22 protein-coding genes and 1 tRNA gene are annotated in these 24,306 nt (G+C 65.9%); 15 read left to right on the top strand and 8 right to left on the bottom strand.

All coding sequences use genetic code 11. The annotated features are described in order from the left end of the window. Positions 1 to 24: 24 nt before the first annotated feature. Positions 25 to 1,092, top strand: coding sequence for a hypothetical protein (locus L2Y97_RS06945; RefSeq protein ID WP_247434737.1), 1,068 nt, complete (start codon positions 25 to 27; stop codon positions 1,090 to 1,092). Between the two features lie 92 nt (positions 1,093 to 1,184). Here the strand turns inward: L2Y97_RS06945 and L2Y97_RS06950 are convergent. Continuing rightward, positions 1,185 to 1,261, bottom strand: a tRNA-Pro gene (locus L2Y97_RS06950). A 150-nt stretch (positions 1,262 to 1,411) separates the two neighbouring features. Here L2Y97_RS06950 and hisS point away from each other — a divergent pair. Both hisS and L2Y97_RS06960 read left to right on the top strand, forming a co-directional pair. Continuing rightward, complete coding sequence (gene hisS, locus L2Y97_RS06955) at positions 1,412 to 2,800, top strand: histidine--tRNA ligase (RefSeq protein ID WP_247434739.1); 1,389 nt, start codon at positions 1,412 to 1,414, stop codon at positions 2,798 to 2,800. 143 nt (positions 2,801 to 2,943) lie between these two features. After that, the gene (locus tag L2Y97_RS06960) at positions 2,944 to 4,842 is read left to right on the top strand and encodes an HAL/PAL/TAL family ammonia-lyase (protein ID WP_247434740.1); all 1,899 of its coding nucleotides are present in this window, start codon (positions 2,944 to 2,946) and stop codon (positions 4,840 to 4,842) included. Here the strand turns inward: L2Y97_RS06960 and L2Y97_RS06965 are convergent. Next, on the bottom strand, positions 4,839 to 5,672 hold the full coding sequence (locus L2Y97_RS06965; protein ID WP_247434743.1) for a response regulator: 834 nt from the start codon (positions 5,670 to 5,672) through the stop codon (positions 4,839 to 4,841). The two genes, L2Y97_RS06960 and L2Y97_RS06965, sit on opposite strands and share 4 nt — an antisense overlap. A gap of 165 nt (positions 5,673 to 5,837) precedes the next feature. On the opposite strand from L2Y97_RS06965, the gene L2Y97_RS06970 reads away from it, so the two are divergent. The 9 genes from L2Y97_RS06970 to hisIE are packed head-to-tail and all read left to right on the top strand — an operon-like array spanning position 5,838 to position 13,164. Next, positions 5,838 to 6,155: a YerC/YecD family TrpR-related protein gene (locus L2Y97_RS06970; RefSeq protein WP_247434745.1), complete on the top strand. Its 318-nt coding sequence runs from the start codon at positions 5,838 to 5,840 to the stop codon at positions 6,153 to 6,155. Continuing rightward, positions 6,152 to 7,045 carry an ATP phosphoribosyltransferase gene (hisG, locus tag L2Y97_RS06975; RefSeq protein WP_247434748.1) on the top strand — a complete coding sequence of 298 codons (894 nt, stop codon included), beginning with the start codon at positions 6,152 to 6,154 and terminating at the stop codon, positions 7,043 to 7,045. The genes L2Y97_RS06970 and hisG overlap by 4 nt, the downstream gene beginning before the upstream one ends. Beyond that, positions 7,042 to 8,349 (top strand): histidinol dehydrogenase, encoded by a 1,308-nt coding sequence (hisD, locus tag L2Y97_RS06980; protein ID WP_247434751.1) that lies wholly within the window; start codon positions 7,042 to 7,044, stop codon positions 8,347 to 8,349. The genes hisG and hisD overlap by 4 nt, the downstream gene beginning before the upstream one ends. Next, positions 8,346 to 9,410: a histidinol-phosphate transaminase gene (gene hisC / locus L2Y97_RS06985; protein WP_247434754.1), complete on the top strand. Its 1,065-nt coding sequence runs from the start codon at positions 8,346 to 8,348 to the stop codon at positions 9,408 to 9,410. Before hisD ends, hisC begins: the two co-directional genes overlap by 4 nt. Continuing rightward, on the top strand, positions 9,407 to 10,471 hold the full coding sequence (gene hisB, locus L2Y97_RS06990; RefSeq protein ID WP_247434757.1) for a bifunctional histidinol-phosphatase/imidazoleglycerol-phosphate dehydratase HisB: 1,065 nt from the start codon (positions 9,407 to 9,409) through the stop codon (positions 10,469 to 10,471). Before hisC ends, hisB begins: the two co-directional genes overlap by 4 nt. Next, a complete protein-coding gene (gene hisH / locus L2Y97_RS06995) occupies positions 10,471 to 11,061 on the top strand; it encodes an imidazole glycerol phosphate synthase subunit HisH (protein ID WP_247434760.1) in 591 nt (196 codons plus the stop codon). The genes hisB and hisH overlap by 1 nt, the downstream gene beginning before the upstream one ends. Continuing rightward, positions 11,058 to 11,810 (top strand): 1-(5-phosphoribosyl)-5-[(5-phosphoribosylamino)methylideneamino]imidazole-4-carboxamide isomerase, encoded by a 753-nt coding sequence (hisA, locus tag L2Y97_RS07000; protein ID WP_247434763.1) that lies wholly within the window; start codon positions 11,058 to 11,060, stop codon positions 11,808 to 11,810. The genes hisH and hisA overlap by 4 nt, the downstream gene beginning before the upstream one ends. Next, entirely contained in the window at positions 11,804 to 12,574 is a 771-nt protein-coding gene (gene hisF, locus L2Y97_RS07005; RefSeq protein WP_247434766.1) for an imidazole glycerol phosphate synthase subunit HisF, read from the top strand. The genes hisA and hisF overlap by 7 nt, the downstream gene beginning before the upstream one ends. Beyond that, positions 12,571 to 13,164, top strand: a complete 594-nt coding sequence (gene hisIE / locus L2Y97_RS07010; protein ID WP_247434768.1) for a bifunctional phosphoribosyl-AMP cyclohydrolase/phosphoribosyl-ATP diphosphatase HisIE — start codon at positions 12,571 to 12,573, stop codon at positions 13,162 to 13,164. The genes hisF and hisIE overlap by 4 nt, the downstream gene beginning before the upstream one ends. A 195-nt stretch (positions 13,165 to 13,359) precedes the next feature. Here the strand turns inward: hisIE and arsC are convergent, their stop codons facing one another. The 4 genes from arsC to L2Y97_RS07030 all read right to left on the bottom strand — a co-directional run bounded on the left by arsC (position 13,360) and on the right by L2Y97_RS07030 (position 16,913). Further along, on the bottom strand, positions 13,360 to 13,701 hold the full coding sequence (gene arsC, locus L2Y97_RS07015) for an arsenate reductase (glutaredoxin) (protein ID WP_247434771.1): 342 nt from the start codon (positions 13,699 to 13,701) through the stop codon (positions 13,360 to 13,362). Beyond that, positions 13,698 to 15,254 (bottom strand): pseudouridine synthase, encoded by a 1,557-nt coding sequence (locus L2Y97_RS07020; protein WP_247434774.1) that lies wholly within the window; start codon positions 15,252 to 15,254, stop codon positions 13,698 to 13,700. The genes arsC and L2Y97_RS07020 overlap by 4 nt, the downstream gene beginning before the upstream one ends. Further along, complete coding sequence (gene scpB, locus L2Y97_RS07025; protein WP_247434777.1) at positions 15,251 to 16,012, bottom strand: SMC-Scp complex subunit ScpB; 762 nt, start codon at positions 16,010 to 16,012, stop codon at positions 15,251 to 15,253. Before scpB ends, L2Y97_RS07020 begins: the two co-directional genes overlap by 4 nt. Before the next feature lie 97 nt (positions 16,013 to 16,109). Next, positions 16,110 to 16,913, bottom strand: a complete 804-nt coding sequence (locus tag L2Y97_RS07030) for a segregation and condensation protein A (RefSeq protein ID WP_247436728.1) — start codon at positions 16,911 to 16,913, stop codon at positions 16,110 to 16,112. Between the two features lie 399 nt (positions 16,914 to 17,312). On the opposite strand from L2Y97_RS07030, the gene dinB reads away from it, so the two are divergent. Together dinB and L2Y97_RS07040 are read left to right on the top strand one after the other, a co-directional pair. Next, the gene (gene dinB, locus L2Y97_RS07035; RefSeq protein ID WP_247434778.1) at positions 17,313 to 18,500 is read left to right on the top strand and encodes a DNA polymerase IV; all 1,188 of its coding nucleotides are present in this window, start codon (positions 17,313 to 17,315) and stop codon (positions 18,498 to 18,500) included. Positions 18,501 to 18,559: 59 nt separating this feature from the next. Then, positions 18,560 to 18,964: a PilZ domain-containing protein gene (locus L2Y97_RS07040; protein ID WP_343218392.1), complete on the top strand. Its 405-nt coding sequence runs from the start codon at positions 18,560 to 18,562 to the stop codon at positions 18,962 to 18,964. 34 nt (positions 18,965 to 18,998) lie between these two features. Here L2Y97_RS07040 and L2Y97_RS07045 read toward each other — a convergent pair whose 3' ends face one another. Then, positions 18,999 to 20,696 (bottom strand): AMP-binding protein, encoded by a 1,698-nt coding sequence (locus L2Y97_RS07045; RefSeq protein ID WP_247434781.1) that lies wholly within the window; start codon positions 20,694 to 20,696, stop codon positions 18,999 to 19,001. Between the two features lie 126 nt (positions 20,697 to 20,822). On the opposite strand from L2Y97_RS07045, the gene L2Y97_RS07050 reads away from it, so the two are divergent. After that, positions 20,823 to 21,260 carry a hypothetical protein gene (locus L2Y97_RS07050; RefSeq protein WP_247434784.1) on the top strand — a complete coding sequence of 146 codons (438 nt, stop codon included), beginning with the start codon at positions 20,823 to 20,825 and terminating at the stop codon, positions 21,258 to 21,260. A 130-nt stretch (positions 21,261 to 21,390) separates the two neighbouring features. Here L2Y97_RS07050 and acnA read toward each other — a convergent pair whose 3' ends face one another. After that, positions 21,391 to 24,135 (bottom strand): aconitate hydratase AcnA, encoded by a 2,745-nt coding sequence (acnA, locus tag L2Y97_RS07055; protein ID WP_247434787.1) that lies wholly within the window; start codon positions 24,133 to 24,135, stop codon positions 21,391 to 21,393. Positions 24,136 to 24,306: the final 171 nt, after the last annotated feature.

Here is a 24,306-nt window from a genome sequence, read left to right on the forward strand (position 1 = left end):
CCACCCATGACGGAGCATGCAGCCATGTCCCGATACACCTCGCTTTTGCCTTTGAGTTACATGGTGCCGACGTTTTATCCCACATCCCCGGGCATCGTTCAGCCGATGAGCGGCGCACCGCGTATCACGCTCGCGGATGGTGATTTGCAGGCGCGCGCACAGCGCCTGGTGAACGTGCTTTACTGGACCGCAGAGAAATACCAGAACCAGGATGGTATGCAGGATCCCGGTACCCTGAAGGTATTCATCGCGCCGGAGTTTTATTTCCGCAAGGCGTCACCCGAAGAGGTCGGTGCAAGCGCGTTCGAGCCCGCCACCAGTTTCGGCTCGTATCCTGAATCCGCGCGGCAGGATCTCGCGCAAGAATTGGATCGGGTCATAAGCGGGACATCGCTGTTCAAGGATTGGACCATCGTGGCGGGGACCATTTGTTCCGCGTTGCCGGATCAACATGTCACCGGCCGCCCGAACCTGCTGAACACCGCGATCATGCTGCGTGGCCTGCGCGATCCCATCGATGACAGTGCCCGTTACGTGCTGATGGAGAAGCATTACATCTCGCGGATCGATGGGCCGCCGAAGCAGTGGCATGCCAACCGCGATCCGACGACCGTTTACAGTTACAACCTGAACCCCGACCAGTTCCTGGATAACCTGGTGTACTGGGATGGCATGAGTGTGGGGCTCGAGGTGTGCCTGGATCACGACGAGCAGGTGCTGCGCAATGCGTTGGCCAGGTTGCGGCGAGCGCTCGGCGGCCCCGCCTCCCGGCTGGATCTGCAGCTGGTGACATCGTGCGGCATGTCCATCACTAACCCGGCGGCCGCCGTAAAGCCCGGTGGCCTTGTCATGTTGACCGATGGCATGTCGGATATGCCTGGCCTGCCGGAGCCCGATTTCCAGCTTGGCCGCTTCGACGCGGGTAAGGGGAAGGTGCGCCTGGTGGACGATAGTCAGTTCGATTTTGCCGCTTTGCCGGTGGATCCCAGCTATCAGGTGCTGGACTACGCCGGTGGCTTGTACACGGGCGAGGGACGTCATCAGGGAGTGTGGGCAGGGCAATCCCGTTTCGCCCTGTCCAGCCCGCCCTGATTTCCCGGTGTCGCGGGTAGGTTGAGACCCCGGCGCTACCGCACGCACAAACAAAAACACCGGCCAATGGCCGGTGTTTTTGATGAATCGATTGGTCGGGGAGACAGGATTCGAACCTGCGACTTCTACGTCCCGAACGTAGCGCTCTACCAGGCTGAGCTACACCCCGACGGGAGCCGCGTATATTAGCCATGACCGGCACCCTTGGCAACAGGTTGTCTCACTTTTTTTACAAACCGCGCGCGGGGCCGTCCGCGGCCATCTGTTACTCTATGGGGCTGCCGCATGGCGGCCTACGTACAGCCCCAAGAGGAATTGCATGGCACTCACCCCGGCCCGCACGATGCCTGGTGTCCTCGAGCTCCTGCCGCTCGACCAGATCGCCTTCCAGCGCATGCTCGATACCATCCGCCGTAACTACGAGCGGTTCGGTTTCCTGCCTATCGAAACGCCGGTGATCGAGCATAGCGATGTCCTGCTGACCAAGACCGGCGGTGAGACCGAGCGCCAGGTGTATTTCGTGCAGTCCACCGGCTCGCTCAACGCGGCCGACAAGGAGCAGGGCGGTGTGCCCGAGCTGGCACTGCGCTTTGACCTGACCGTGCCGCTCGCCCGCTACGTGGCCGAGCACGAGCACGACCTGAGCTTCCCGTTCCGCCGCTACCAGATGCAGCGCGTGTACCGCGGCGAGCGCGCCCAGCGCGGCCGCTTCCGCGAGTTCTACCAGTGCGATATCGATGTGATCGGCAAGGACAGCCTCTCGGTGCGTTACGACGCCGAGATCCCGGCCGTGATCTACAGCGTGTTCCGCGAGCTGAACATCGGCGCGTTCACCATCCAGCTGAATAACCGCAAGCTCATGCGCGGTTACTTCGAGAACCTGGGCGTGGCCGATCCCGAGCAGCAGATGCTGGTGCTGCGCGAAGTGGACAAGCTGGACAAGCGCGGCGCCGATTACGTGCGCGATACGCTGACCGGCGAGGCCTTCGGCCTGTCGCAGGATGTCGCCGCAAAGATCCTTGCCTTCGTGCAGGTACGTTCCACCTCGGTCGACGATGCGTTCGCCAAGCTCGATGCCCTCGGTAGCGGCTCGGAAACCTTCGAGCAAGGCAAGGCGGAACTGAAGGAAGTCCTCGGCCTCATTCGCGATTTCGGCGTGCCCGAAACGCATTTCGCGCTGAACCTCTCGATCGCGCGCGGCCTGGATTACTACACGGGTACCGTGTACGAAACCACGCTCAATGAACACCTGGGCATCGGTTCGATCTGCTCCGGCGGCCGCTACGAGAACCTGGCCGGCCAGTACACCAAGTCGCACCTGCCGGGCGTGGGCATTTCCATTGGCCTTACCCGCCTTTACTGGCAGCTGCGCGACGCGGGTCTGGTCTCCACCGCGCAAAGCACCGTGGACGTGCTGGTCACCCAGATGGATGCGGCGCAGATGCCGGCCTACCTGGCGGTGGCCAACGAGCTTCGTACCGCCGGTATCGCCACGGAAGTGGTGCTCGAAGGCGGCAAGCTGGGCAAGCAGTTCAAGTACGCCGACCGCGCAGGCATCCGCTTCGTGATCGTGCTGGGCGAGGACGAAATCGCCAAGGGCGTCGTCACCGTGAAGGACCTGCGCCGCGAAGACCAGTTCGAGGTCGCGCGCGCCGATCTGGTGAAGACGCTCCGCGTCGAGCTGGCCCAGGCCGAAATCGGCCGTTGATTGTGCGGTAACGCCGGGGCGTTCCCGGAACCTGTAGGAGCGTGCTTGCGCGCGATTGGGTGCTCGCCGCGAACCCCCATCGCGCGCAAGCGCGCTCCTACATTCATTTGTTTGGTTGCACCTCACCCCCACGGTAGTACGCCATGACCACCAGCATCCTCCTCGACGGCCGCAGCCTCACCCGCGCCCAGGTTGTCGCCATCGCCCGCCAGGGCGCCTCCATCACCCTCGATGAGACGCAGCTGGTCAAGGTAAAGCGCGCCGCGGATTTCCTCGCGGAGAAGGTGGGTGGTGGTGAGCCGATCTACGGCGTGACCACCGGCTTCGGCAGCAATGCGGACAAGCTGCTGGGCGCGCACCGCGTGCGCGATGAGCTGCCGGGCGGCAACCCCGAGGCGCGCGAAGGCACGCTGATGGAGGAGCTGCAGCACAACCTGATCATCACCCATGCCGTGTGCGTGGGTAAGCCGTTCGCCGTGGACGTGGTGCGCGCCATGCTCGCCATCCGCGTGAACACGCTGATGCGTGGCCATTCGGGTATCCGCGTCGAAACGCTGCGCGCGCTCGCTGAGCTGCTCAACCGCAACGTCATCCCGGTCATTCCCGAGAAGGGCTCGGTGGGCGCCAGTGGCGACCTCGCGCCGCTTTCGCATCTGGCCATCGTGCTGCTCGGTGGTGGTGAAGCCTTCTACGAAGGCGAGCGTATCCCCGGCGCGGAAGCCCTTAAGCGTGCGGGCCTCGAGCCGGTGCGTCTCTCGTTCAAGGAAGGCCTGGCGCTGAACAACGGCACCACGCAGATGCTCGCCACGGGTGTGCTCGCGCTGGCCACCCTGGAAACCCTGATCAAGACCGCCGACCTGGCGCTGGCCATGACGCTCGATGCGTTCGCTGGTCGTACCGGCGCTTATGCGGAAGAGGTGCACGCGCTGCGCCCGCACCCGGGGCAGGTCGCCTCGGCCGCTGAGTTCCGCCGCCTGCTCGAGGGCTCCACGCTCGCCGATATCGCGTACCACCTGGTGCCGCGCTTCCGTCCGTGGCTGTCGGATTCGTGGGCGGACCCGGCGGAGCAGGCCTACCGCTTCGATATCGGCTGGGATTGGGTCCCGGCCACGCAGCGCCATGGCAAGGAGGCGTTCTACTCGCGCTTCCTGCCGTTCAAGGGTGGCAAGAAGCACCAGCCGCAGGATGCCTACTGCCTGCGCTGCGCACCGCAGGTGCACGGCGCCGTGCGCGATGCGTGGGAGCAGGCCTGCCGCGTGTTCGATGTGGAACTCAATGCGGTGACGGATAACCCGCTGGTGTTCCCGGATGCGGAAAATGCCGAAGTCATCGAAGACCAGGTGATCTCCGCAGGCCACTTCCACGGCATGCCGCTGGCGCTCGCCATGAGCTACGTGAAGGCCGCCATTCCGGTGCTCGCCTCGATCTCCGAGCGCCGTACCGCGAAGCTGGTGGATCCGGCGAATAACGATGGCCTGCCGGCGTTCCTCATCGGTAACGAAGACGCCACCGATTCCGGTTTCATGATCGTGCAGTACACCGCGGCGGCGCTGGTGAACGACCTGGCGACGCGCGCGCACCCGGCATCGGTGTACTCGGTGCCGACCAGTGCGAACGCGGAAGATCACGTCTCCATGGGCGCGAACGAGGCCCGCCACGTGCTGGAGATGACCGAGGACCTCGGCCATGTGCTGGCCATGGAGCTGTACACGGCGGCGCAGGCCCTGGAGTACCGCCAGGACATGCTCAACGCAGCCCGTACGCTTGCACTGCGTGGCGACTGGCAGGCGCTGGCCTCGAAGATTTCCGGTGCGCCGCGCGCCGATTCGCCGCATTACCCGCGCTTCGAAGAAGAGGTGCGCGCCCTGATGGATGCGCTGGCATCGGCGGAGGATTTCCATGGCGGCGTCACGGTGCGCCGCGCGTTGGCGAACCTGCGCGAGCACATCGCCTTCATGCAGCGCGACCGCGCGATGGATGGTGAGGTGCGCCTGATGTGCGATCTGGTGGCCTCGGGCCGCCTGGTGGCGGGCGACGCCTAAGCGCTGCCCGCCAGCGCGCCGGTGGGCTCCCTGTCTGCCGGCGCGGAGGTTGTCTTCGCCGCCGCCCCGGGTGCCCCGGCCGCAGGCGGTGCCGCGAGCGCAGCGGCGACCATGTCTTCATCCTCATCCGGCCCAAGCGAGCTGGCCTCGGGATCGAAGGCGTCCTCCTCGTCGTCAAACTCGGTGAAACCATCGATCAGTCCGGCGCGCATGTTGGCCAGGTACTGGTAGAGCTGCGCATCGTTCTGCAGGCCCAGCTTGGTCATGGCCGAGCGCTTCTGCCGGCTGATGGTCTTGATGCTACGGAGCATCCGCGCGCCGATATCGGCCAGTGAAAGCCCTTGCGAATACGCACGCAGGACCGCGACTTCGCGCGGTGACAGGCTGTTGTTCCGGCATGCGTTCGCCCGATCGGCCGCCAGGAACGCCCGCCGGATGGCCGGGCTGAGGAACGTGCGGCCCAGGCTCGCCGAATGCACGGCCGACGGCATATCGCGCAGGTTCGCGCGCTTATCGAACAAGGCCGCCACGCCCAGGTCGAGCAACAGCCGCAGCGTGGCGACGTTGGCGAGGTGGGTCATGACCACGATGCCGACATCGGGGCGGATGATGCGGATGCGGCGAATCAGCGCCACGCCATCGGCCTGGCGGCCATCGGGCAGGCAGAGGTCGGTGACCAGCACCTCGCAATCCACATCCTCCATGACCTGGAGGAGGGTATCGGTATCGTGGACACGGGCGACGACGGTATACCGATGCTTCTTGAGGATGGTTTCGACTCCGGCGACGACGACCGGCTGATCGTCGGCGATGACAACGGGACACGTCATGCGTACGGCTCTTGGCTCCAGCGGATGTGCCTTTCATCTTGGCGACCGCGCGGCGCCGGGTATATGGAACAAAAGCGCAATCTTCTGTCGGCGAATTCCGGGGTGTGTTGCCACGGTGTAGTTGCCGGCCTACAATGGGCTATCGTATTAACGCGTTAGTACATTATGAAGCGACGCTCCCTGGACCCCGAAACCCCGGCCGACTCGGCCGAAACCAGCCTGTGCGAGGCGCTGCTGGCGCTCTCAACGGTGGATGAGATGCGGGCCTTCCTCCATGACCTGTGCACCCCGGCCGAGATCGAGGTCATGGTCGACCGCTGGCGGGTGGTGCCGTACCTGCTGGACAAGCTCTCGTACCGGGAGATCCACGAGCGCACCGCCGTCAGCATCACCACCATCGGGCGCGTCGCCCGCTATCTGAACCAGGGGGCAGGCGGCTACATGGCCGCTGCCGCCCGCCGTAACCGGGAGCCCACCGCATGAAGCCTCGTGACCGCCTGCGCATCGCGATGCAGAAATCCGGGCGCCTGACCGAACCCGCCCAGGAACTGCTGGCCCGCTGCGGCCTCAAGTTCCGCCAGAGCCGCGACAAGCTGTTCTGCTTTGGCGAAGGCGAGCCCGTGGACCTGCTGCTGGTCCGCGACGACGATATTCCCGGCTTGATCGCCGAGGGCGTGTGTGACCTGGGTATCGTCGGCCGCAACGTGCTGCGCGAATTCCAGTTGTCCAACCCGGAAGCAGGCACGGGGCTCGATGAGCTGCGCCCGCTCGGGTTTGGCAGCTGCCGCCTTTCCATCGCGCTGCCGCACGACGAACCGTACGACAGCCCGGCCCAGTTGGACGGCCAGCGCATCGCCACGTCCTATCCTGGGTTGCTCGGTGACTGGCTGCGCGTGAACAACGTCGATGCCAAGGTGGTCTTCCTTGCCGGCTCGGTGGAGATCGCCCCGCGCCTGGGCACCGCCGATGCCATCTGCGACCTGGTGTCCAGCGGCGCCACACTCGTCGCGAACCAGCTGCGCGAAGCAGCCGTGGTGGTCGAGAGCGAAGCGGTGCTCGCCGGCCACAAGGTGCTGCCCAGCGATGAGCGCGGTGAGATCGCCGAACTGCTCCTGCGCCGTCTGGATGGCGTGATCCAGGTGCGCGATTCGCGCCTGATCCTGATGCAGGCCCCGCGTGATGCACTGGATGCGATCACCCGCCTGTTGCCGGGCCTGCCCGTACCCACGCTCACGGCCGTCGATGGCGCGCCGGACCAGGTGGTGTTGCAGGCACTTTGCGCCGGCAGCGTGAGCTGGCGGCAGCTGGAAGACATGAAGCGCGCTGGCGCCCGCGACATGCTGGTGCTGCCGGTGGAGAAGATGCTGGCATGAAGCGGATCGATTGGAACACCCTGGATGAGCCGGGCCGCGCCGCCGCGCTTGCACGGCCGGCGCAGTCGCGTTCGCCCTCGTTGCGCACCGGCGTGGAAGCGATCGTGGCCGATGTGCGCGCACGTGGCGACGAAGCGCTGCGTGAGCTGACGGCGCGCTACGATGGCACCACGCTCGATGCGCTCGCCGTGACCGATGAAGAATTCGACGCTGCGGAAGCACGCCTCGCCCCTGAACTGAAAGCCGCCGTGCGCGAAGCCGCTGAGCGGATCGAGCGCTTCCACCGCGCCGCTGCTCCCGCCCCCGTCAGCGTGGAGACCGCGCCGGGTGTGCGCGTCGAGCGTGTCCTGCGACCGATCCGCCGCGTGGGCCTCTACGTCCCCGCCGGCGGCGCGCCACTGCCTTCCACCGCCATCATGCTCGGCGTCCCGGCGGCCATCGCCGGCTGCCAGGAAGTCGTTCTATGCACGCCGGTGCAAGCCAACGGCCGGTGCGATGACGCCGTGCTGTTCGCCGCACGCGCCACGGGTGTGCACAAGGTATTCAAGCTAGGCGGTGCGCAGGCGATCGCCGCCATGGCCTACGGCACCGAGAGCGTGCCCCGCTGCGACAAGCTGTTTGGCCCGGGCAATTCGTGGGTCACCGAAGCCAAGTTGCAGGTTTCCGGCGACCCTGAGGGCGCGGCCATCGACATGCCTGCCGGTCCGTCCGAAGTGCTTGTGATCGCGGACGCCGATGCGGATCCGCGCTTCATCGCCGCCGATCTGTTGTCGCAGGCCGAACACGGGCCCGATTCACAGGTGTTGCTCGTGAGCCCCTCGGCCACTCTGCTCGATCGCGTGGAAGCCGAAGTAGAGCGCCAGCGCCTTGAACTGCCGCGTGCCGATGTCGCCGCCAGGGCATTGGCCGAGAGTCGACTCGTGCTGGTCAGCGACCTGGAGGAGGCGTTGCGCGTGAGCAACCGCTACGCGCCCGAGCACCTCATCATCCAGACGGCGAAGCCGCGTGACCTGCTCGATGGCGTCGCCTCCGCCGGCTCGGTGTTCCTTGGCGAATGGACGCCAGAATCCCTGGGGGATTACTGCAGTGGCAGCAATCATGTGCTGCCGACCTACGGTTACGCGCGCAGTTACAGCGGCGTATCGGTGGCCAGCTTCCAGAAGCAGGTGACCGTGCAGGAAGCATCGGCGGAAGGCTTGCGCGCGATCGGGCCGTGCGCCGCGACGCTCGCGGCAGCCGAGCAACTGGATGCGCATCGCCGTGCGGTGACCTTGCGCCTTGAAGCGATGGGAGCGGACGCATGAGTGTGCTCGATCTGGCCCGCCCCGATATCCGCGCCTTGTCGCCGTATTCCAGCGCGCGCATGGAGGCCTCCGGTGGCACCGTGCTGCTCAACGCCAATGAATCGGCCCGCCCGCCAAGCTTCCCCGGCGGTGATGGCCTGAACCGCTATCCCGATCCGCAACCGCGTGGCCTGGTCGATGTGCTGGCCGAGCTGTACGACACCACGCCCGATCGCGTGCTGGTGACGCGCGGCAGCGACGAAGCGATCGATCTACTGACCCGTGCATTCTGCCGCGCAGGCCAGGATGGCATCGTGATCTCTCCGCCCACGTTCGGCATGTACGCCGTGTCGGCGCGTATCCAGGGCGCTGCCGTGGTGGAAGCGCCGCTCGAGGCCGACGGCTCGCTGGACGCAGACAAGCTCCTAGCAGCGGTGACGCCGGCGACAAAAATCGTATACGTCTGCACGCCGAACAACCCGACCGGCAACCTGGTGCCGCTGGCCACGCTGGAGCGCCTGGCCCAGGCGCTACAGGGCAGGGCGCTGCTGGTGGTGGACGAGGCGTATGCCGAGTTTTCCGGCACGCCCAGCGCCACGCAGCTCATCGACGCGTACGACCACGTGGCGGTGCTGCGCACGCTTTCGAAGGCGTGGTCGCTGGCGGGTGCACGCGTCGGTGCGCTCGTCGCGCGGGCCGAGGTGATCGGCCTGTTGCGCCGGATCATCGCGCCGTACCCGTTGCCGTCGCCGTGCGTGGATGCCGCGCTGGCCGCCCTTTCCTATGAAGGGCGCCGCGTGCAGCGCCACCATGTGCACGAGATATTGAATGAGCGCGCCCGCATGGCCGTGGCGCTGGCGACACTGCCGGGCGTGCGCGAAGTGCTTCCCTCGCACGCGAACTTCCTGGCCGTCCGTTTCGACGACGCACCCGGCACCTACAAGCGGCTGCTCGCCGCGGGCGTGGTCGTGCGCGATATCACGAAGTACCCGGGCCTGGGCGATGCGTTGCGCATCACCATCGGCACGGGCAACGAAAACGATCGCGTGCTGGCTGTCCTGCGCGCAGGGGTGGCGGCATGAGCCGGAAGATTCTTTTTGTCGATCGCGATGGCTGCATCATCGAGGAGCCGGCCGACCAGCAGATCGATAGCTACGAGAAGCTGGCGCTGCTGCCTGGCGTGGTGGCGGCCTTGCAGCGCTTCGTCGGCGCAGGGTACGAGCTGGTGCTGGTGACCAACCAGGACGGGCTCGGCACGCCATCGTTTCCGCAGGAAACCTTCGACGGGCCGCACAACCTGTTGCTGCGGATCCTGTCATCGCAGGGCATCACCTTTCGCGAACAGCTGATCGATCGCAGCTTCCCGCACGAGCACCGCGATACACGCAAGCCGAACACAGGGCTGGCCCGGCACTGGCTCGCCGACGATAGCTGGAGCCGCGCGCAGTCGGCCATGGTGGGCGATCGCGATACCGATATCGCCTTCGCCGCCAACATGGGCGTGCGCGGGTTCCGCGTGGGCGAGCAGGGCGAAAGCTGGGCCAACGTGGCCCATGCAGTGCTCGATGCACCGCGTATCGCCAACGTCGTGCGCAAGACCAGGGAAACTGCGATCCGAGTGAGCGTGGACCTCGATCGCGTGGCGGATCCCGTGGTCCACACCGGCCTGGGCTTCTTCGACCACATGCTGGAGCAGATCGGCAAACACGGCGGGTTCGCACTGAGCCTTAAGTGCGACGGCGACACGCACATCGACGAACACCACACGATCGAAGACTGCGCGCTGGCGCTCGGCCAGGCACTGCGCCAGGCCCTGGGCGACAAGCGTGGCATCGGCCGTTACGGGTTCGCGCTGCCGATGGATGAAAGCGCCGCCCGTGCCGAACTGGATCTCTCGGGCCGCCCGTACTTCGTGTTCGAAGGCACGTTCCCGCGCGAGCGCGTCGGCGATGTACCGACCGAACTGGTGCCGCACTTCTTCCGCTCACTGTGCGAAACGCTGGGCGCCAACCTGCACCTCACCGTGGTCGGCGAGAACGCGCACCACATGGTCGAAGGCTGCTTCAAGGTCGTGGCGCGCACATTGCGCCAGGCCATCCGCCGCGAGGGCGCCGAGCTGCCCAGTACCAAGGGAAGCCTGTAATGAGCGTCGTGCTTGTCGATGCCGGTGGCACCAACATCGGCTCCGTCCGCTATGCGTTGCAGCGGCTCGGTACGGATGCGGAACTCACCGCGGATCCGGCCCGGATCCGCGCCGCCAGCCATGTGATCCTGCCCGGTGTCGGCGCCGCCGGCCCCGGTATGCGCCGCCTGCGCGAGGCGGGTCTGGTGGAGGTGTTGCGCGGCCTGACCCAGCCGGTGCTCGGCGTATGCCTGGGCATGCAGCTACTTTGCGAACGCTCGGAAGAGGCGGATACCGCATGCCTGGGCGTGGTGCCGGCTACCGTGCGCCACTTGCCGACGGCCCCAGGCCTGCGCGTGCCGCACATGGGCTGGAATACCTTGCACAGCACGGGCGGCCATTGCCTCACCTCCGGTTTGCGTGAGGGCGATACGGCGTACTTCGTGCACAGCTACGCGGTGCCCGTGGGCGATTACACGCTGGTGACCAGTGAGCACGGCACGCCGTTCTCGGCCGTGGTCGCGGCGGGCAACTTCATGGGCATGCAGTTTCATCCCGAGCGCTCGGCCAGCGTCGGCGCCCAGCTCCTGCGGAATTTTCTACTGCTATGACCTTACCCATTCCTGCCATTGATCTACGCGACGGCAAGGTAGTGCGTCTGTTCAAGGGCGACTACGAGCAACAGACCACGTTTGCCTTCGATCCGGTCGAACTCGCCCAGCGCTACGCGGCCGATGGCGCGACCTGGTTGCACGTCGTCGACCTGGACGGTGCGCGATCCGGGCGCTTTGAAAACCTGCCCACGCTCACGGCGATCGCCGCCGCGGCCGGCCTGGCCGTGCAAGCGGGCGGCGGCGTGCGTAACGAAGAGGGCGTGCGCCGCTTGCTCGATGCAGGTGTATCGCGGGTGGTGGTGGGCAGCATCGCTATTCGTGAGCCGGAGTCGGTGGCCGCATGGATCGGGCGTTACGGCCCTGATCGCATCGTGCTGGCGCTGGATACGCGTTTCCGTGACGGCCAGTGGCGCCTGCCCAGCGCGGGCTGGACGGCCGACGAGGACCGCACGCTGGGCGATCTGTTGCCGTTTTACGAAGCGGCCGGTGCGCGTCACCTGCTGTGTACCGATATCGATCGCGACGGCACCATGACCGGGCCGAATACGGCGCTTTACCGCCATGTCGCGGCGATCGCCCCGAACCTGGATGTCCAGGCATCCGGTGGCGTGCGTTCGCTGGCCGATGTGGCGGCGCTGGCGTTGCAGGGCGTGGCGGGTGTGATCCTGGGGCGCTCGTTGCTGCAGGGCGAGTTCACGATGGCTGAAGCGCTGGCCACGACGACGAAGGCGGATGCCTCATGCTGAGCCGGCGGATTATTCCCTGCCTTGATGTACGCGATGGTCAGGTGGTGAAGGGCGTGCGCTTTCGCGACCACATCGTGGTCGGTGAAATCGTGGAGCTCGCCCTTCGCTACCGTGATGAAGGTGCCGACGAACTGGTCTTCTACGACATCACAGCGAGCCCGGAAGGGCGGCGGGTCGATCGTGACTGGGTGGAGCGCGTGGCGCGCGAAATCGATATCCCGTTCTGCGTGGCCGGTGGCATCCGTTCCGTGGAGGATGCGCGCGAGGTGCTGCACGCGGGTGCCGACAAGGTGTCGATCAACTCCCCGGCGCTTGAGCGCCCGGCGCTGGTTCGCGAGCTGGCCGATGCGTTTGGCGTGCAGTGCGTCGTGGTCGGCGTGGATAGCCTGCGCGACGACGATGGTGAGTGGCGCGTGCGCCAGTACACCGGCGATCCCTCGCGCACGCAGGCACTGCGCAAGCGCACGCTGGACTGGATCGAAGAGGTCCAGACGCTGGGTGCGGGCGAAATCGTGCTCAATTGCATGGGCACCGATGGCGTGCGCCGCGGCTACGATATCGAACAGCTGCGCGCCGCGCGCGCGGTAACGAACGTGCCGCTCGTGGCCTCCGGTGGCGCCGGTATACCTGCGCATTTCACGGATGTCTTCCGCGATGCCGATGTGGACGCGGCGCTGGCCGCGAGCGTGTTCCACTCCGGCGATATCGCCATTCCCGCCCTGAAGCGCGAACTGCGCGCGCGGGGCATCGAGGTACGTGCATGAACCCTGATTTCGCCAAAGGCGATGGCCTGGTACCCGCCATCGTCCAGCACGCCCGCACGGGCGAGGTGCTGATGTTGGGGTACATGGATGAAGCGGCGCTGGCGAAGACGCGTGAAACCGGTCTCGTCACGTTTTTCAGCCGCAGCAAGCAGCGTTTGTGGACGAAGGGCGAGACCTCCGGCGACACGCTGACGCTGGTGGACCTGAAGATCGATTGCGACGCGGATACGCTGCTGGTGCGCGCATTGCCTGCGGGCCCGACGTGCCACACGGGCACCACGAGCTGCTTTGGTAACGATGTGGTGCCGGCGCTGGGCTTCCTGGCAGAGCTCAATGCGCTTGTCGCATCACGCCATGATGAGCGGCCGAAGGGCAGCTACACCACGAAGCTGTTCGAAGGCGGCATTCGCCGCATGGCGCAGAAGGTGGGCGAGGAGGGCGTTGAAACCGCGCTCGCCGCGGTCGCTGAAGACGATGACGCGTTGCTCGGGGAAGCCGCCGACCTGGTGTTCCACCTGATGGTGGTGCTGCGTGCGCGCGGCATCGGCTTTGAGCAGGTGGTGGCGAAGCTGGCCTCGCGGCACCGGTAAACAACAACGGCATGCCGCAACAGCATGCCGTCCTGTAGGAGCGCACCTTGTGCGCGACATCTTTCGCGTCACGCCGCCATAACCGTAGCTTTGCGCGAAAGATGTCGCCCACAGGGTGGGCTCCTACGGTAGGAGCGAGCTTGCTCGCGATCCCTACGGCGCGATGACGCCGATACGCAGCGACGTAGCGCCGAATCAAACGATATCGAGCACCGCCTCGGGCGGGCGGCCGACGGCGGCCCTCTTGCCGTTGATGAACACCGGCCGCTCAATCAGCTTCGGGTGTTCCACCATGTAACGGATCAGCGTGGCGCGGTCCGCATCGGCCGGAACACCGGCGTACTCATCCTCACCTTTGCGCATCAACTCACGCGGCTCACGGCCGAGCAGTTTCAGCACGCGATCCAGCTCGGCCGCCGAGGGCGGCGTCTTCAGGTATTCGACAATTACAGGCGTAACGCCGCGCTGCTGGAGCAGCGCGAGCGTCTCCCGCGATTTGGAACATCGCGGGTTATGCCAAAGGGTGGGCAAACTCAAAAGTTGCCGCCGCGGTTGCCGCCACCGCCGTTACCACCACGGTTGCCACCGCGCGGGCCGCGATTGCCGCCCTGGCCACCACGGTTGCCGCCGCCGGCGCCACCCTGGCCACGCGGGCCACGGTTACCGCCACCGCCGGGACCACCCGACGCGCGGTTGCCACCGGCGCGGCTCGGGCCGCCCTGGCCCTGGGCGCGGTTGCCGCCGCCCGGGGCGCCGTAGGCACGGTTCCCGCCGCCCTGGCCGCCAGCAGCGCGGTTACCGCCGCCACCCTGGCCCATCGAACGGTTGCCACCGCCCTGGCCACCCTGGCCGCCGGTACGCGGGCCACGGTTGCCGCCGCTGCGGTTGCCATTGGGGTTGCCCGCCACGTTGCCGTTCGCGTTGCCGCCGCCGGTGCGGCTATCGCCCGCGAACCACGTGCGCATCGCCGGCAGTTCCTGCCCGGGCGCGACGCGGCGCGAGGAAGGCTTGCGCGGCTTGTTGGCGCGATCCGGACGATCGACATTGCCGTTCACTTCGCGACGGCCACCCTGGCCGCCACCCGGGCGACCACCACGGCCACCCTTGCCACCACGGCCCGGCGTGTCGTCGCGCAAGCGATCGAACGCGGTGAGCTCGCGGGCTTCATCGTGACGGGCCGAGCTCCACGCACCGGTGGATGCCTTGTCCGGGCGGTATTCGGTGACGTGGCGCGGCGCGCGGCGCTGGTGCACCACGGCGCTCAGCGTGAGGACGGGAGCGGGTGCGCCCAGGCCCGAACGCTCGCGCAGGGCCTTGATCGCGGCCTCGTCGAGGTTTTCGCAATCGCCGCGGCGCAGGGCGCGCGGCAGTTCCACGGTGCCGTAGCGGATGCGCTTCAGGCGGCTTACCAGGAAACCCTGGGAATCCCAAAGGCGGCGCACTTCGCGGTTACGGCCCTCGCGGATGGTGACGCGGAACCAGCTGTGGCTGCCGCCGCGGCTGATCGTGGCGATCTCGTCGAAGCGGGCGGGGCCGTCTTCCAGCTCCACGCCAGCCTTGAGGCGCTCGATCACTTCATCGGGCACTTCGCCGTGCACGCGGCAGAGGTATTCACGCTCCAGGCCGCTCTTGGGGTGCATCAGCGCGTTGGCGAGCTCGCCATCGGTGGTGAGCAGGAGCAGGCCGGTGGTGTTGATATCGAGGCGGCCCACGGCGACCCAGCGCGCACCCTTCAGGCGCGGCAGCTGTTCGAACACGGTGGGGCGGCCTTCGGTGTCTTCGCGGGTGGTCACCACGCCTTCCGGCTTGTGGTAGACCAGCACTTCGGCATCGCTGCGGTTATCGGTGGCGACGACGAACTGCTTGCCGTCGAGCACGACGCGGTCGCCGGCGTGGACGCTGGCGCCAATGGTGGCGGCGGTGCCGTTGACTTCGACCTCGCCGGCCTGGATGCGCTGCTCGAGCATGCGGCGCGAGCCGAGCCCGGCGTTGGCCAGCACCTTGTGCAGGCGCTCTTCGAGCTGCGCGGCCTCACCGGTGGGGGCGTCGTTGCGCTTCAGGCTAAGTACGGAACGTTGTGGCGCATTCATGCGCGTGACTCCTCGGGGTTCTGCCCGGCGCCTTCGTCTTCTTCGGCGGCACCGTCGGGGTTCTCTGCCTCATCGGCAGTGTGGGAAGCCGCGGCGATGTCGTCATCGCCGGCGGGCGGTTCGTTGGCGGCCTCGTCGCCGTCATCGCCCTCGATGCCCGGATCGGGCAGGGCGGCTCGGGCCGGTACGCCATCCGCATCGCCTTCGAGGCGTAGCTGCGGGTTGAGCTCTTCAAGGTCGCGGATCTCCGAGAGCGGAGGGAGGTTATCCAGCGACTTGAGGTTGAAGTAATCCAGGAACGTGCGGGTGGTGCCGAACAGGGCCGGGCGGCCCGGGACATCGCGATAACCCACCACGCGGATCCATTCGCGTTCCTCCATCGTCTTGATGATGTTGGAGGAGACCACCACGCCGCGAATCTGTTCAATCTCGGGGCGGGTGATGGGCTGGCGGTACGCGATGAGCGCCAGCGTTTCGAGCAGGGCACGGGAGTAGCGGCTGGGCTTTTCCGCCCACATGCGCGAGACCCAGGGGTGCACATCGCGCTTGACCTGGTAGCGCCAGCCGGAGGCGACCTCCACCAGCTCCACGCCACGGCCCTCACTATCGGCGGCCAGGGCATCCAGGGCGGCCTTGAGTTCGTCCGGGCCGATGTCCTCGTCCTCGCCGAAGATCGCCTTGAGCTGCACGATCGTCATCGGCTGGGTCGACGCCAGCAGCGCCGCTTCCACGATGGGTTTGAGTTGTTCGGGTTGCATAGGCCTTGGCGTGTGCCGCCCCCGGAGGGCGCGGATCGGTTCGTGCGCGGGAGCGGCCGCTAGCGCAGCGCCCCCCGTTCGTGGCCCGGCTGGGCCGTCAGGCGAGCGCTTCTTCGCGCGCGGCCTCCGTCTGTACCTTCGTCTTCAGGTAGATCGGCCCCAGGGCTTCTTCCTGGACGATCTCGACGAGCATTTCCTTCGCGAGCTCGAGCATGGCCAGGAACGTGACCACCACACCGAGCCGGCCTTCGCTGATATCGAACAGCGTTTCAAAGCGTTGGAACCCGCCCGTACCCAACGTGTTGAGCAGGTCGCCCATGCGCTGGCGAACACTCAGGGGTTCGCGCTGGATCGCATGGTGCGTAAACAGATCGGCACGCTTGAGCACATCCTTGAGCGCGAGCAGCAACTCCTTCAGATCGAGCGGGGGCGGCACGCGCACCACGTTGTGTTCGCCGACAAAGGCATGCACCACGGTCGTGTCGCGTTCCAGCCGCGGCAGGTCTTCAATATCCTGTGCAGCTTTCTTGAAACGTTCGTATTCCTGCAGGCGGCGGACCAGTTCCGCTCGCGGATCTTCTTCCAGGCCTTCCTCGGCCGGGGGCCGGGGCAGCAACAGCCGGGATTTGATCTCCGCCAGGATGGCGGCCATCAGGAGGTATTCCGCGGCCAGCTCCAGCCGCATCACTTCGCGCATCATCTCGATGTAATCCATGTACTGCCGGGTGATTTCGGCGACAGGGATATCGAGGATGTCCAGGTTTTGCCTGCGGATGAGGTACAGCAGCAGGTCGAGCGGGCCTTCAAACGATTCGAGGATGACCTCGAGCGCATCCGGCGGGATGTACAGGTCCTGGGGCATTTGCAGCACGGGCTGCCCGCGCACGAGCGCGAGGGGCATTTCCTGCTGCTGGGGAACACCGGCAAAGGCATTCCGCGTTTGTTCGACCACCTGAGCTTCGGTTGTCTCGTTAGTCATCGGCACACGTCAGAAGGGCCGCCTTCAAGCGACCAGGAACGCAAGCAACAAATCGATGCCGTCCGGCGGTTCGTACCGCCACCTCGCCGGGCATGCCGCGCATCGTCGCCGACGAGCGGAAGGCATGGCCGCAGGACACCCCAGGAGGGCCACCGTCTGTGAGAAATCGCCGGAAGCACACCACCAGCGGCCCTGACTGCAGGCCGGGAGGGCGGCACGCCCGAATAAGTTCACCCGATTGACATACAGGGTATAGCGTGAGCCTTCGCAAGTCCAGCGGGCGGCCCTGTGCCGGGCCCGCCATTACGGCAAAATACTCCCATGCCCCTCGACCCGCGCGCCATCATCCATGTCGACATGGACGCTTTCTACGCGTCCGTGGAGGAGCTGGATGATCCCTCGCTGGTGGGCAAACCCGTGATCGTGGGCGGCCTGGGCCGCCGCGGGGTCGTGTCCACGGCCAATTATGAGGCCCGCAAATACGGTGTGCGCTCGGCCATGCCCTCCGCGGAGGCCCACCGGCGCTGCCCGCAGGGCATCTTCATCCACCCCCGCCACGATCGCTATGCCGAGATCTCGGCCATCGTCTTTGCCGTATTTGCCGAAGTGACGCCGATGATCGAAGGCCTTTCCCTTGATGAGGCCTTCCTCGACGTGACTGCAAGCCTGCGGCTTTTCTCATCCATCGAGGCGATAGGTCTCAAGGTGAAAGAGACGATCCGCGAGCGCACCGGCCTGAATGCCTCCGTCGGCATGGCCCACAACAAACTGCTGGCCAAGCTGGGCAGTGAGCTCTCCAAGCCCAACGGCTTCCTGCATATCCGCCCGGACGAGGTGCGGGGCTACCTGGACCCCTTACCGATCGGCCGCATGTGGACCGTAGGCAAGGTGGCCGAAGAAGCCCTGCACAAGGTCGGCATCCGTACCATCGGTGACCTGTTGCGGGCCGATGCGTGGCGCCTGAACAAGGCGGTGGGCGAGCGGCACGCCGCGTCCCTGCGCTTGTTGTGCCTGGGCGAAGACAACCGGCCGGTCGTAACGGATGCCCCCGAGGTCTCGATCGGCTCCGAATGGACATTCGACGTGGATGTCGATGACCTGGCCATTGCCGAGGCATGGCTGCTGCGCCAGTGCGAGCGGGTGGGCGCCCGGGCACGCGGCCGGGACGTGAAGGCACGGACGGTGTCGGTCAAATTACGTGAGCCGCCCTTCGTGACCCATAGCCGGCAGGCCCAGCTGCCCGTTCCCGGCAACGCCACGCCGGATATCTACGCGGTGGCACGACGCTTGCTAAACGTCTGGTGGCACCAGCATCCGCGGCCTCGTTTGCGCCTGCTTGGGGTCACGCTTTCGGGGTTCGATGCCCGGCACGGCGATGAACAACAGGACATGTTCGCCGCACCTTCCGGGGAAATACGCTCCGATGGCGTGCAGGACCGCATTAATGAGCGCTTCGGAGCCGGGGCGCTGGTGAGGGCGGGCGTGCTTAAGACGCGTGGGCGGGAATGACCAGACTGCGCTAATGTGTCCGTTTGTGACACGGAAGGTAAGTTTCGTGGGGTGCGGTCATGCCGACCGTGATCGTTAACCGCCGGCAGGCAGGATGGGTAGAACAGCTGATGGCTGACAAGGAAGGCCCGAACGTGCGATATCGCCACGCAAGGATGAAGGTGCAGACCGCGGTGCTGATGAGCCGCGGCGGTGAGGCTCACCCTACTGATCTGGTGGATATTTCCGCGACCGGCGCCTTGCTGCGCCGCCCGTCGGGCTGGCGCGGTGAACCGGGCCAGACCTGGATCCTGGATATGGTGTTTGGCCACGATCTCCACATCAACGTGGAGGCGCGCGTGGTGCGCGTCGGCAGCCGCCAGATCGGGATGGAGTATTCGCTGATCCCGGAAGAGAAGCAGGCCCCGCTGTGGGAGCTGCTGGGTGGCTACGCGGATACGCTGGAAGCCTGGACCGACGAATAAAAGAACGCCGCCTTGATGGCGGCGTTCTTGTCTATCAGGCCTGCGCAGCCTTGCGCTTGGCCCGGTCCTCGTCTCGCAATTCGCGGCGGAGGATCTTGCCTACGTTCGTCTTAGGCAGCGCATCGCGGAACTCGATCTGCTTGGGGCGCTTGTAGCCGGTGAGCTTCTCGCGGCAGAACTCGCGCAGGGCTTCCTCGGTGAGCGACGGATCCTTGCGCACCACGAACAGCTTCACCACTTCGCCCGAGTGCTCATCATCGATGCCCACCGCAGCCACTTCGGCCACGCCCGGGTGGCTCATGACGATGTCTTCGATCTCGTTCGGGTACACGTTGAAGCCCGAGACGAGGATCATGTCCTTCTTGCGGTCCACGATGTAGAAGTAGCCGTTGGCATCCATCTTCGCGATGTCGCCTGTGCGCAGCCAGCCGTTGGCATCGAGCACCTTGGCGGTCTCGTCGGGGCGGTTCCAGTAGCCCTTCATCACCTGCGGGCCCTTGATGCACAGTTCGCCCACTTCGCCCACGGGCAATGGCGTGCCGTCATCGGACCAGATCTGCACATACGTCGACGGAATGGGCAGGCCGATGGAGCCGTTGTATTCCTTAAGGTCCAGCGGATTGATGCAGGCGGCGGGCGAGGTCTCGGTGAGGCCGTACGCTTCAGCCAGGGTCACGCCGGTGGTCTTCTTCCAGCGTTCGGCAACCGGGCGCTGCACGGCCATGCCGCCGCCCAGCGACAGGTGCAGGCGGGAGAAATCGAGCTCCGCGAAACCCGGGGTATTCAGCAGGCCGTTGAACAGCGTGTTGACGCCGGTGATGGCCGTGAACTTCTCCTTCGCCAGTTCCTTCACGAAGCCCTTCATGTCGCGCGGGTTCGTGATGAGCAGGTTCATGGCACCCATGCGGGTGAACACCAGCCCGTTCGCGGTAAGCGAGAAGATGTGATACAGCGGCAGCGCCGTGACGATGATCTCTTCGCCCGCGACCGCCGAACCGCTGATCCAGGCATCCGCCTGCAGCATGTTCGCGATCATGTTGCGGTGGGTGAGCATGGCGCCCTTGGCCACGCCCGTGGTGCCGCCGGTGTACTGCAGGAACGCGATGTCGTCGTGGCCCACGTCCACCTTGGGAAGGGCGTGCGCCTTGCCACGCGCGATGGCGTCGTTGAAGCGGGTTTCCTTCGGCAGCGTGTAGGCAGGCACTTCCTTGCGGACGTGCTTGACCACGAAGTTGATGATGCTGCCCTTGGGGAAGCCGATCAGATCGCCCACGGCCGTGGTGACCACGTGCTCCACGCGCGTGCCGGGCAGGGCCTCCTGCACGGTGTGTGCGAAGTTATCCAGCACGACCAGCGCCTTGGCGCCGGAATCTTCCAACTGGTGGTGCAGCTCACGCGTGGTGTACAGCGGGTTGGTGTTGACCACCGTGAGGCCAAGGCGCAGGGCGCCGAACAGGACCGCGGGGTACTGCAGCAGGTTGGGCAGCATGATGGCGACGCGGTCGCCTTTCTTCAGGCCGAGCTCGCCGGACAGGAAGCCGGCGAAGGCGGCGGAGAGCTGGTCGATCTGCCCGTAGGTCAGTACCTTCCCGAAGTTCTTGTACGCGGGACGGTCACGAAATTTCTGAAACGATTCCTCGAAGACCGCCGCAACGGAGCGGTACGCGTTGACATCGATGTCGGCGGGCACGCCGGCCGGGTAGTGGTCAAGCCACGGGCGCTCGTTGCTCATGTACGGGACGGACTCCTGGAAATGTGACGCTCGCACGGCAAACCCGTCGTACGATCGGAAGGATTGGAGCATACGCGCGCGTATAGCAGCAAGCCGCATCGCAGCGAGATACAAAAGGGGAAAACCATGCCGTTCCGCACGACCCTCGCCACCTTACTCCTGATCGCCTCTGCCGTCCTCGCCGGCTGTCACCACGCGCCGGATGATGCGCAGGTACGCAAGGCGATCACGGCGGCAGCGGCGGGCGCGGAGACGGGCAGCGGCAGCGCCGCCGTGGCGGGCCTCTCCGATGATTTCGATGGCAACAGCGGTGACCTCAACAAGCCGGCCCTGGCGAACCTGGTACGGGTGTTCGCCCTGCGCGGGCAAAAGATCCACGTGCTGCTGGGGCCGGTGTCGGTGGAGCCACGCGGCGAACGCATGGTCGCCACGTTTACGGCCACGCTGACCGCTGGCGCGGGCGTATTGCCGGATAACGCCGGTGCCTACCAGGTGGAAACCGGGTGGCGGAAGGACGGCGGCAAGTGGGTGTGCTTCACGGCAAGCTGGAAGCGAGCGCTGTAGGAGCCCACCCTGTGGGCGACGCCGTTCGCGTACACGCCACAGGCCGTGGAGCTCATCGCGAAAGATGTCGCCCACAGGGTGGGCTCCTACAGGGGACGAAAAAAAGGCCCGGTTGCCCGGGCCTTTTTTCTTACGCTGCCTTCGCCAGCTGGCGGAGCACGTACTGCAGGATGCCGCCGTGGCGGAAGAACTCGCGCTCCTTCGGGGTCAGCAGCAGCACCTTCACGGTGAACTCCTTGACCGAACCATCCGGACGCGTGGCCTTGACGTTGGCCGTCTTCGATTCGCCGCCGTTCAGGCCGGTGATATCGAACACTTCATCGCCCTTCAGGCCGAGCGTCTGCGCGTTCTCGCCATCCTGGAACTGGCAGGGCAGCACGCCCATGCCGACCAGGTTGGAGCGGTGGATGCGCTCGAAGCTCTCGGTGATCACGGCCTTGACGCCCAGCAGCAGCGTGCCCTTGGCCGCCCAGTCACGCGACGAACCGGTGCCGTATTCCTTGCCACCCAGAACAACCAGCGGGGTGCCGTCGGCCTTGTACTTCATGGCGGCGTCGTAGATCGCCATCTGCTCGCCGGTCGGGATGTACTTGGTGTAGCCACCCTCGACGCCGTCGAGCATCAGGTTCTTGATGCGGATGTTGGCGAACGTGCCACGCACCATCACATCGTCGTTGCCGCGACGCGAACCGTAGGAGTTGAAGTCCTTCGGCTCCACGCCACGCGAGATCAGGAAGCGGCCCGCCGGGCTGTCCTTCTTGATCGAGCCGGCCGGCGAGATGTGGTCGGTGGTGATCGAGTCACCGAAGATGCCCATGGCGCGCGCACCGTGGATGTCTTCGATGGTGCCGGCTTCAGCGGACATGCCGTCGAAGTAGGGCGGGTTCTTGATGTAGGTGGAATCGTCCCATGCGTAGGTCTGGCCATCCGGCGAGGCGATCTGGTTCCAGCGGCTGTCGCCCTTGAACACGTCGGCGTAGCTCTCCTTGAACATCTCCGGGCTGATGGCGCCGGCGATGAGGTCGGAGATTTCCTGGTTGCTCGGCCAGATGTCCTTCAGGTACACCGGCTGGCCATCGCTGCCCGTGCCGATCGCATCCTTGGTCAGGTCGATGTTGAGCGTACCGGCCAGGGCGTAGGCGACCACCAGCGGCGGCGAGGCCAGGTAGTTCATCTTCACTTCCGGGTGCACGCGGCCTTCGAAGTTGCGGTTGCCCGAAAGCACCGATGCCACGGCCAGGTCGCCCTCGGCGATACCCTTGCTGATCTCGGCCGGCAGCGGGCCGGAGTTGCCGATGCAGGTGGTGCAGCCGTAGCCCACCACGTAGAAGTTCACCTTCTCGAGTTCTTCGAGCAGGCCGGTCTTCTTCAGGTAATCGGTCACCACGAGCGAGCCCGGGCCGAGCGACGGCTTCACCCACGGCTTGGAGGTGAGGCCGCGGGCGGCCGCCTTCTTCGCCACCAGGCCGGCAGCGAGCATGACGGCCGGGTTGGAGGTGTTGGTGCACGAGGTGATGGCGGCGATCACGACCGAGCCGTCGTTGATGCGGAAGTTCTGGCCATCCTTGTGGACGAGCACGCCTTCCTCATTAATGCCGTTGGCTTCGTTGCCGATGGCGGTGCCGCCACCTTCGTTGCTGAAGCGCGAGGTGTCGCCGTTCTTGGTCTTGCGGTTGGCGGTGAGCGGGCCGACCACGTCGAGGAAGCTCTGCTGCACGCCTTCCAGCAGCACGCGATCCTGCGGACGCTTCGGGCCGGCCAGCGACGGCTTCACATCGGCCATGTCGAGGTCGAGCACGGTGGTGAACTCGGCTTCCGGCGTGTTCGCGTCGTGCCACAGGTTCTGGGCCTTGGCGTAGGTCTCGACGAGCTTGATCTGCTCTTCGTCGCGACCCGACAGGCGCAGGTAGTTCAGCGCTTCCTGGTCGATCGGGAAGATGCCGCAGGTGGCGCCGTATTCCGGGGCCATGTTGGCGATGGTGGCGCGATCGGCCAGCGGCAGGTTTTGCAGGCCCGGGCCGAAGAACTCGACGAACTTGCCGACGACGCCGAGCTTGCGCAGCATCTGGGTAACGGTGAGCACGAGGTCGGTGGCGGTGACGCCTTCCGACAGCTTGCCCTTCAGGCGGAAGCCGACGACCTGCGGGATGAGCATGGACGACGGCTGGCCGAGCATGGCGGCTTCGGCTTCGATACCGCCCACGCCCCAGCCCAGCACGCCGATGCCGTTGATCATGGTGGTGTGCGAATCGGTACCGAACACGGTATCCGGGTAGGCGAACGACTCACCGTTCACTTCGTTGGTGAACACGACGCGGGCGAGGTTCTCCAGGTTCACCTGGTGGACGATGCCGGTGCGCGGCGGCACGACCTTGAAGTTGTTGAACGCCTTCTGGCCCCAGCGCAGGAACGAGTAACGCTCCTGGTTACGCTCGAACTCGATTTCGACGTTCTGCTCAAGCGCGCTTTCCGAACCGAACGCGTCGACCTGCACCGAGTGGTCGATGACCAGTTCGGCCGGCGCCAGCGGGTTGATCTTGTCGGGGTTGCCGCCGAGCTTCTTCACGGCATCGCGCATGGCGGCCAGGTCGACCACGCAGGGCACGCCGGTGAAATCCTGCAGGACCACGCGGGCGGGCATGAAGGAGATTTCGGTGTCCGGCTCGGCCTTGGCGTTCCAGTTCGCCACGGCTTCGATTTCCCTGGCCGTCACGTTCACGCCGTCTTCCTGGCGGAGCAGGTTCTCCAGCAGGATCTTCATCGAGTAGGGCAGGCGCTTCAGGTCGAACTTCTGACCCAGCTTCGCCAGGCTGGCGATCTTGTGGCTCTTGCCGTTGACTTCGATTTTGTCTGCGACTGAGAACGAGTCTTTCATGCTGTACTCCTGGCGTGGCTTGCTTAGCTGGGGAGGCTGGGCGGCCCCAACGGGGCGCGCCAAAGCGTCGATTATCGCGCAGTCTGCGGCCGGTATGCGACCGCCGTGAGACCTTGGGTCCGCTAGAATGGACCGTTCATGGCGCAGGCCACGCGAAATCAGGCGGCAAAA

It is taken from the genome of Luteibacter aegosomatissinici (assembly GCF_023078495.1).
GTDB lineage: Bacteria > Pseudomonadota > Gammaproteobacteria > Xanthomonadales > Rhodanobacteraceae > Luteibacter > Luteibacter aegosomatissinici.

Coding starts and splice junctions, on each gene's coding strand:
- hisF (WP_247434766.1), top strand. CDS start 11,804: ATGCTGAGCCGGCGGATTATTCCCTGCCTTGATGTACGCGATGGTCAG.
- L2Y97_RS06965 (WP_247434743.1), bottom strand. CDS start 5,672: ATGACGTGTCCCGTTGTCATCGCCGACGATCAGCCGGTCGTCGTCGCC.
- hisG (WP_247434748.1), top strand. CDS start 6,152: ATGAAGCCTCGTGACCGCCTGCGCATCGCGATGCAGAAATCCGGGCGC.
- L2Y97_RS07045 (WP_247434781.1), bottom strand. CDS start 20,696: ATGAGCAACGAGCGCCCGTGGCTTGACCACTACCCGGCCGGCGTGCCC.
- L2Y97_RS07040 (WP_343218392.1), top strand. CDS start 18,560: ATGCCGACCGTGATCGTTAACCGCCGGCAGGCAGGATGGGTAGAACAG.
- hisS (WP_247434739.1), top strand. CDS start 1,412: ATGGCACTCACCCCGGCCCGCACGATGCCTGGTGTCCTCGAGCTCCTG.
- hisIE (WP_247434768.1), top strand. CDS start 12,571: ATGAACCCTGATTTCGCCAAAGGCGATGGCCTGGTACCCGCCATCGTC.
- L2Y97_RS07050 (WP_247434784.1), top strand. CDS start 20,823: ATGCCGTTCCGCACGACCCTCGCCACCTTACTCCTGATCGCCTCTGCC.
- acnA (WP_247434787.1), bottom strand. CDS start 24,135: ATGAAAGACTCGTTCTCAGTCGCAGACAAAATCGAAGTCAACGGCAAG.
- hisH (WP_247434760.1), top strand. CDS start 10,471: ATGAGCGTCGTGCTTGTCGATGCCGGTGGCACCAACATCGGCTCCGTC.
- L2Y97_RS06970 (WP_247434745.1), top strand. CDS start 5,838: ATGAAGCGACGCTCCCTGGACCCCGAAACCCCGGCCGACTCGGCCGAA.
- L2Y97_RS06945 (WP_247434737.1), top strand. CDS start 25: ATGTCCCGATACACCTCGCTTTTGCCTTTGAGTTACATGGTGCCGACG.
- hisD (WP_247434751.1), top strand. CDS start 7,042: ATGAAGCGGATCGATTGGAACACCCTGGATGAGCCGGGCCGCGCCGCC.
- hisA (WP_247434763.1), top strand. CDS start 11,058: ATGACCTTACCCATTCCTGCCATTGATCTACGCGACGGCAAGGTAGTG.
- L2Y97_RS07020 (WP_247434774.1), bottom strand. CDS start 15,254: ATGAATGCGCCACAACGTTCCGTACTTAGCCTGAAGCGCAACGACGCC.
- L2Y97_RS06960 (WP_247434740.1), top strand. CDS start 2,944: ATGACCACCAGCATCCTCCTCGACGGCCGCAGCCTCACCCGCGCCCAG.
- hisC (WP_247434754.1), top strand. CDS start 8,346: ATGAGTGTGCTCGATCTGGCCCGCCCCGATATCCGCGCCTTGTCGCCG.
- scpB (WP_247434777.1), bottom strand. CDS start 16,012: ATGCAACCCGAACAACTCAAACCCATCGTGGAAGCGGCGCTGCTGGCG.
- dinB (WP_247434778.1), top strand. CDS start 17,313: ATGCCCCTCGACCCGCGCGCCATCATCCATGTCGACATGGACGCTTTC.
- L2Y97_RS07030 (WP_247436728.1), bottom strand. CDS start 16,913: ATGCCCCTCGCGCTCGTGCGCGGGCAGCCCGTGCTGCAAATGCCCCAG.
- hisB (WP_247434757.1), top strand. CDS start 9,407: ATGAGCCGGAAGATTCTTTTTGTCGATCGCGATGGCTGCATCATCGAG.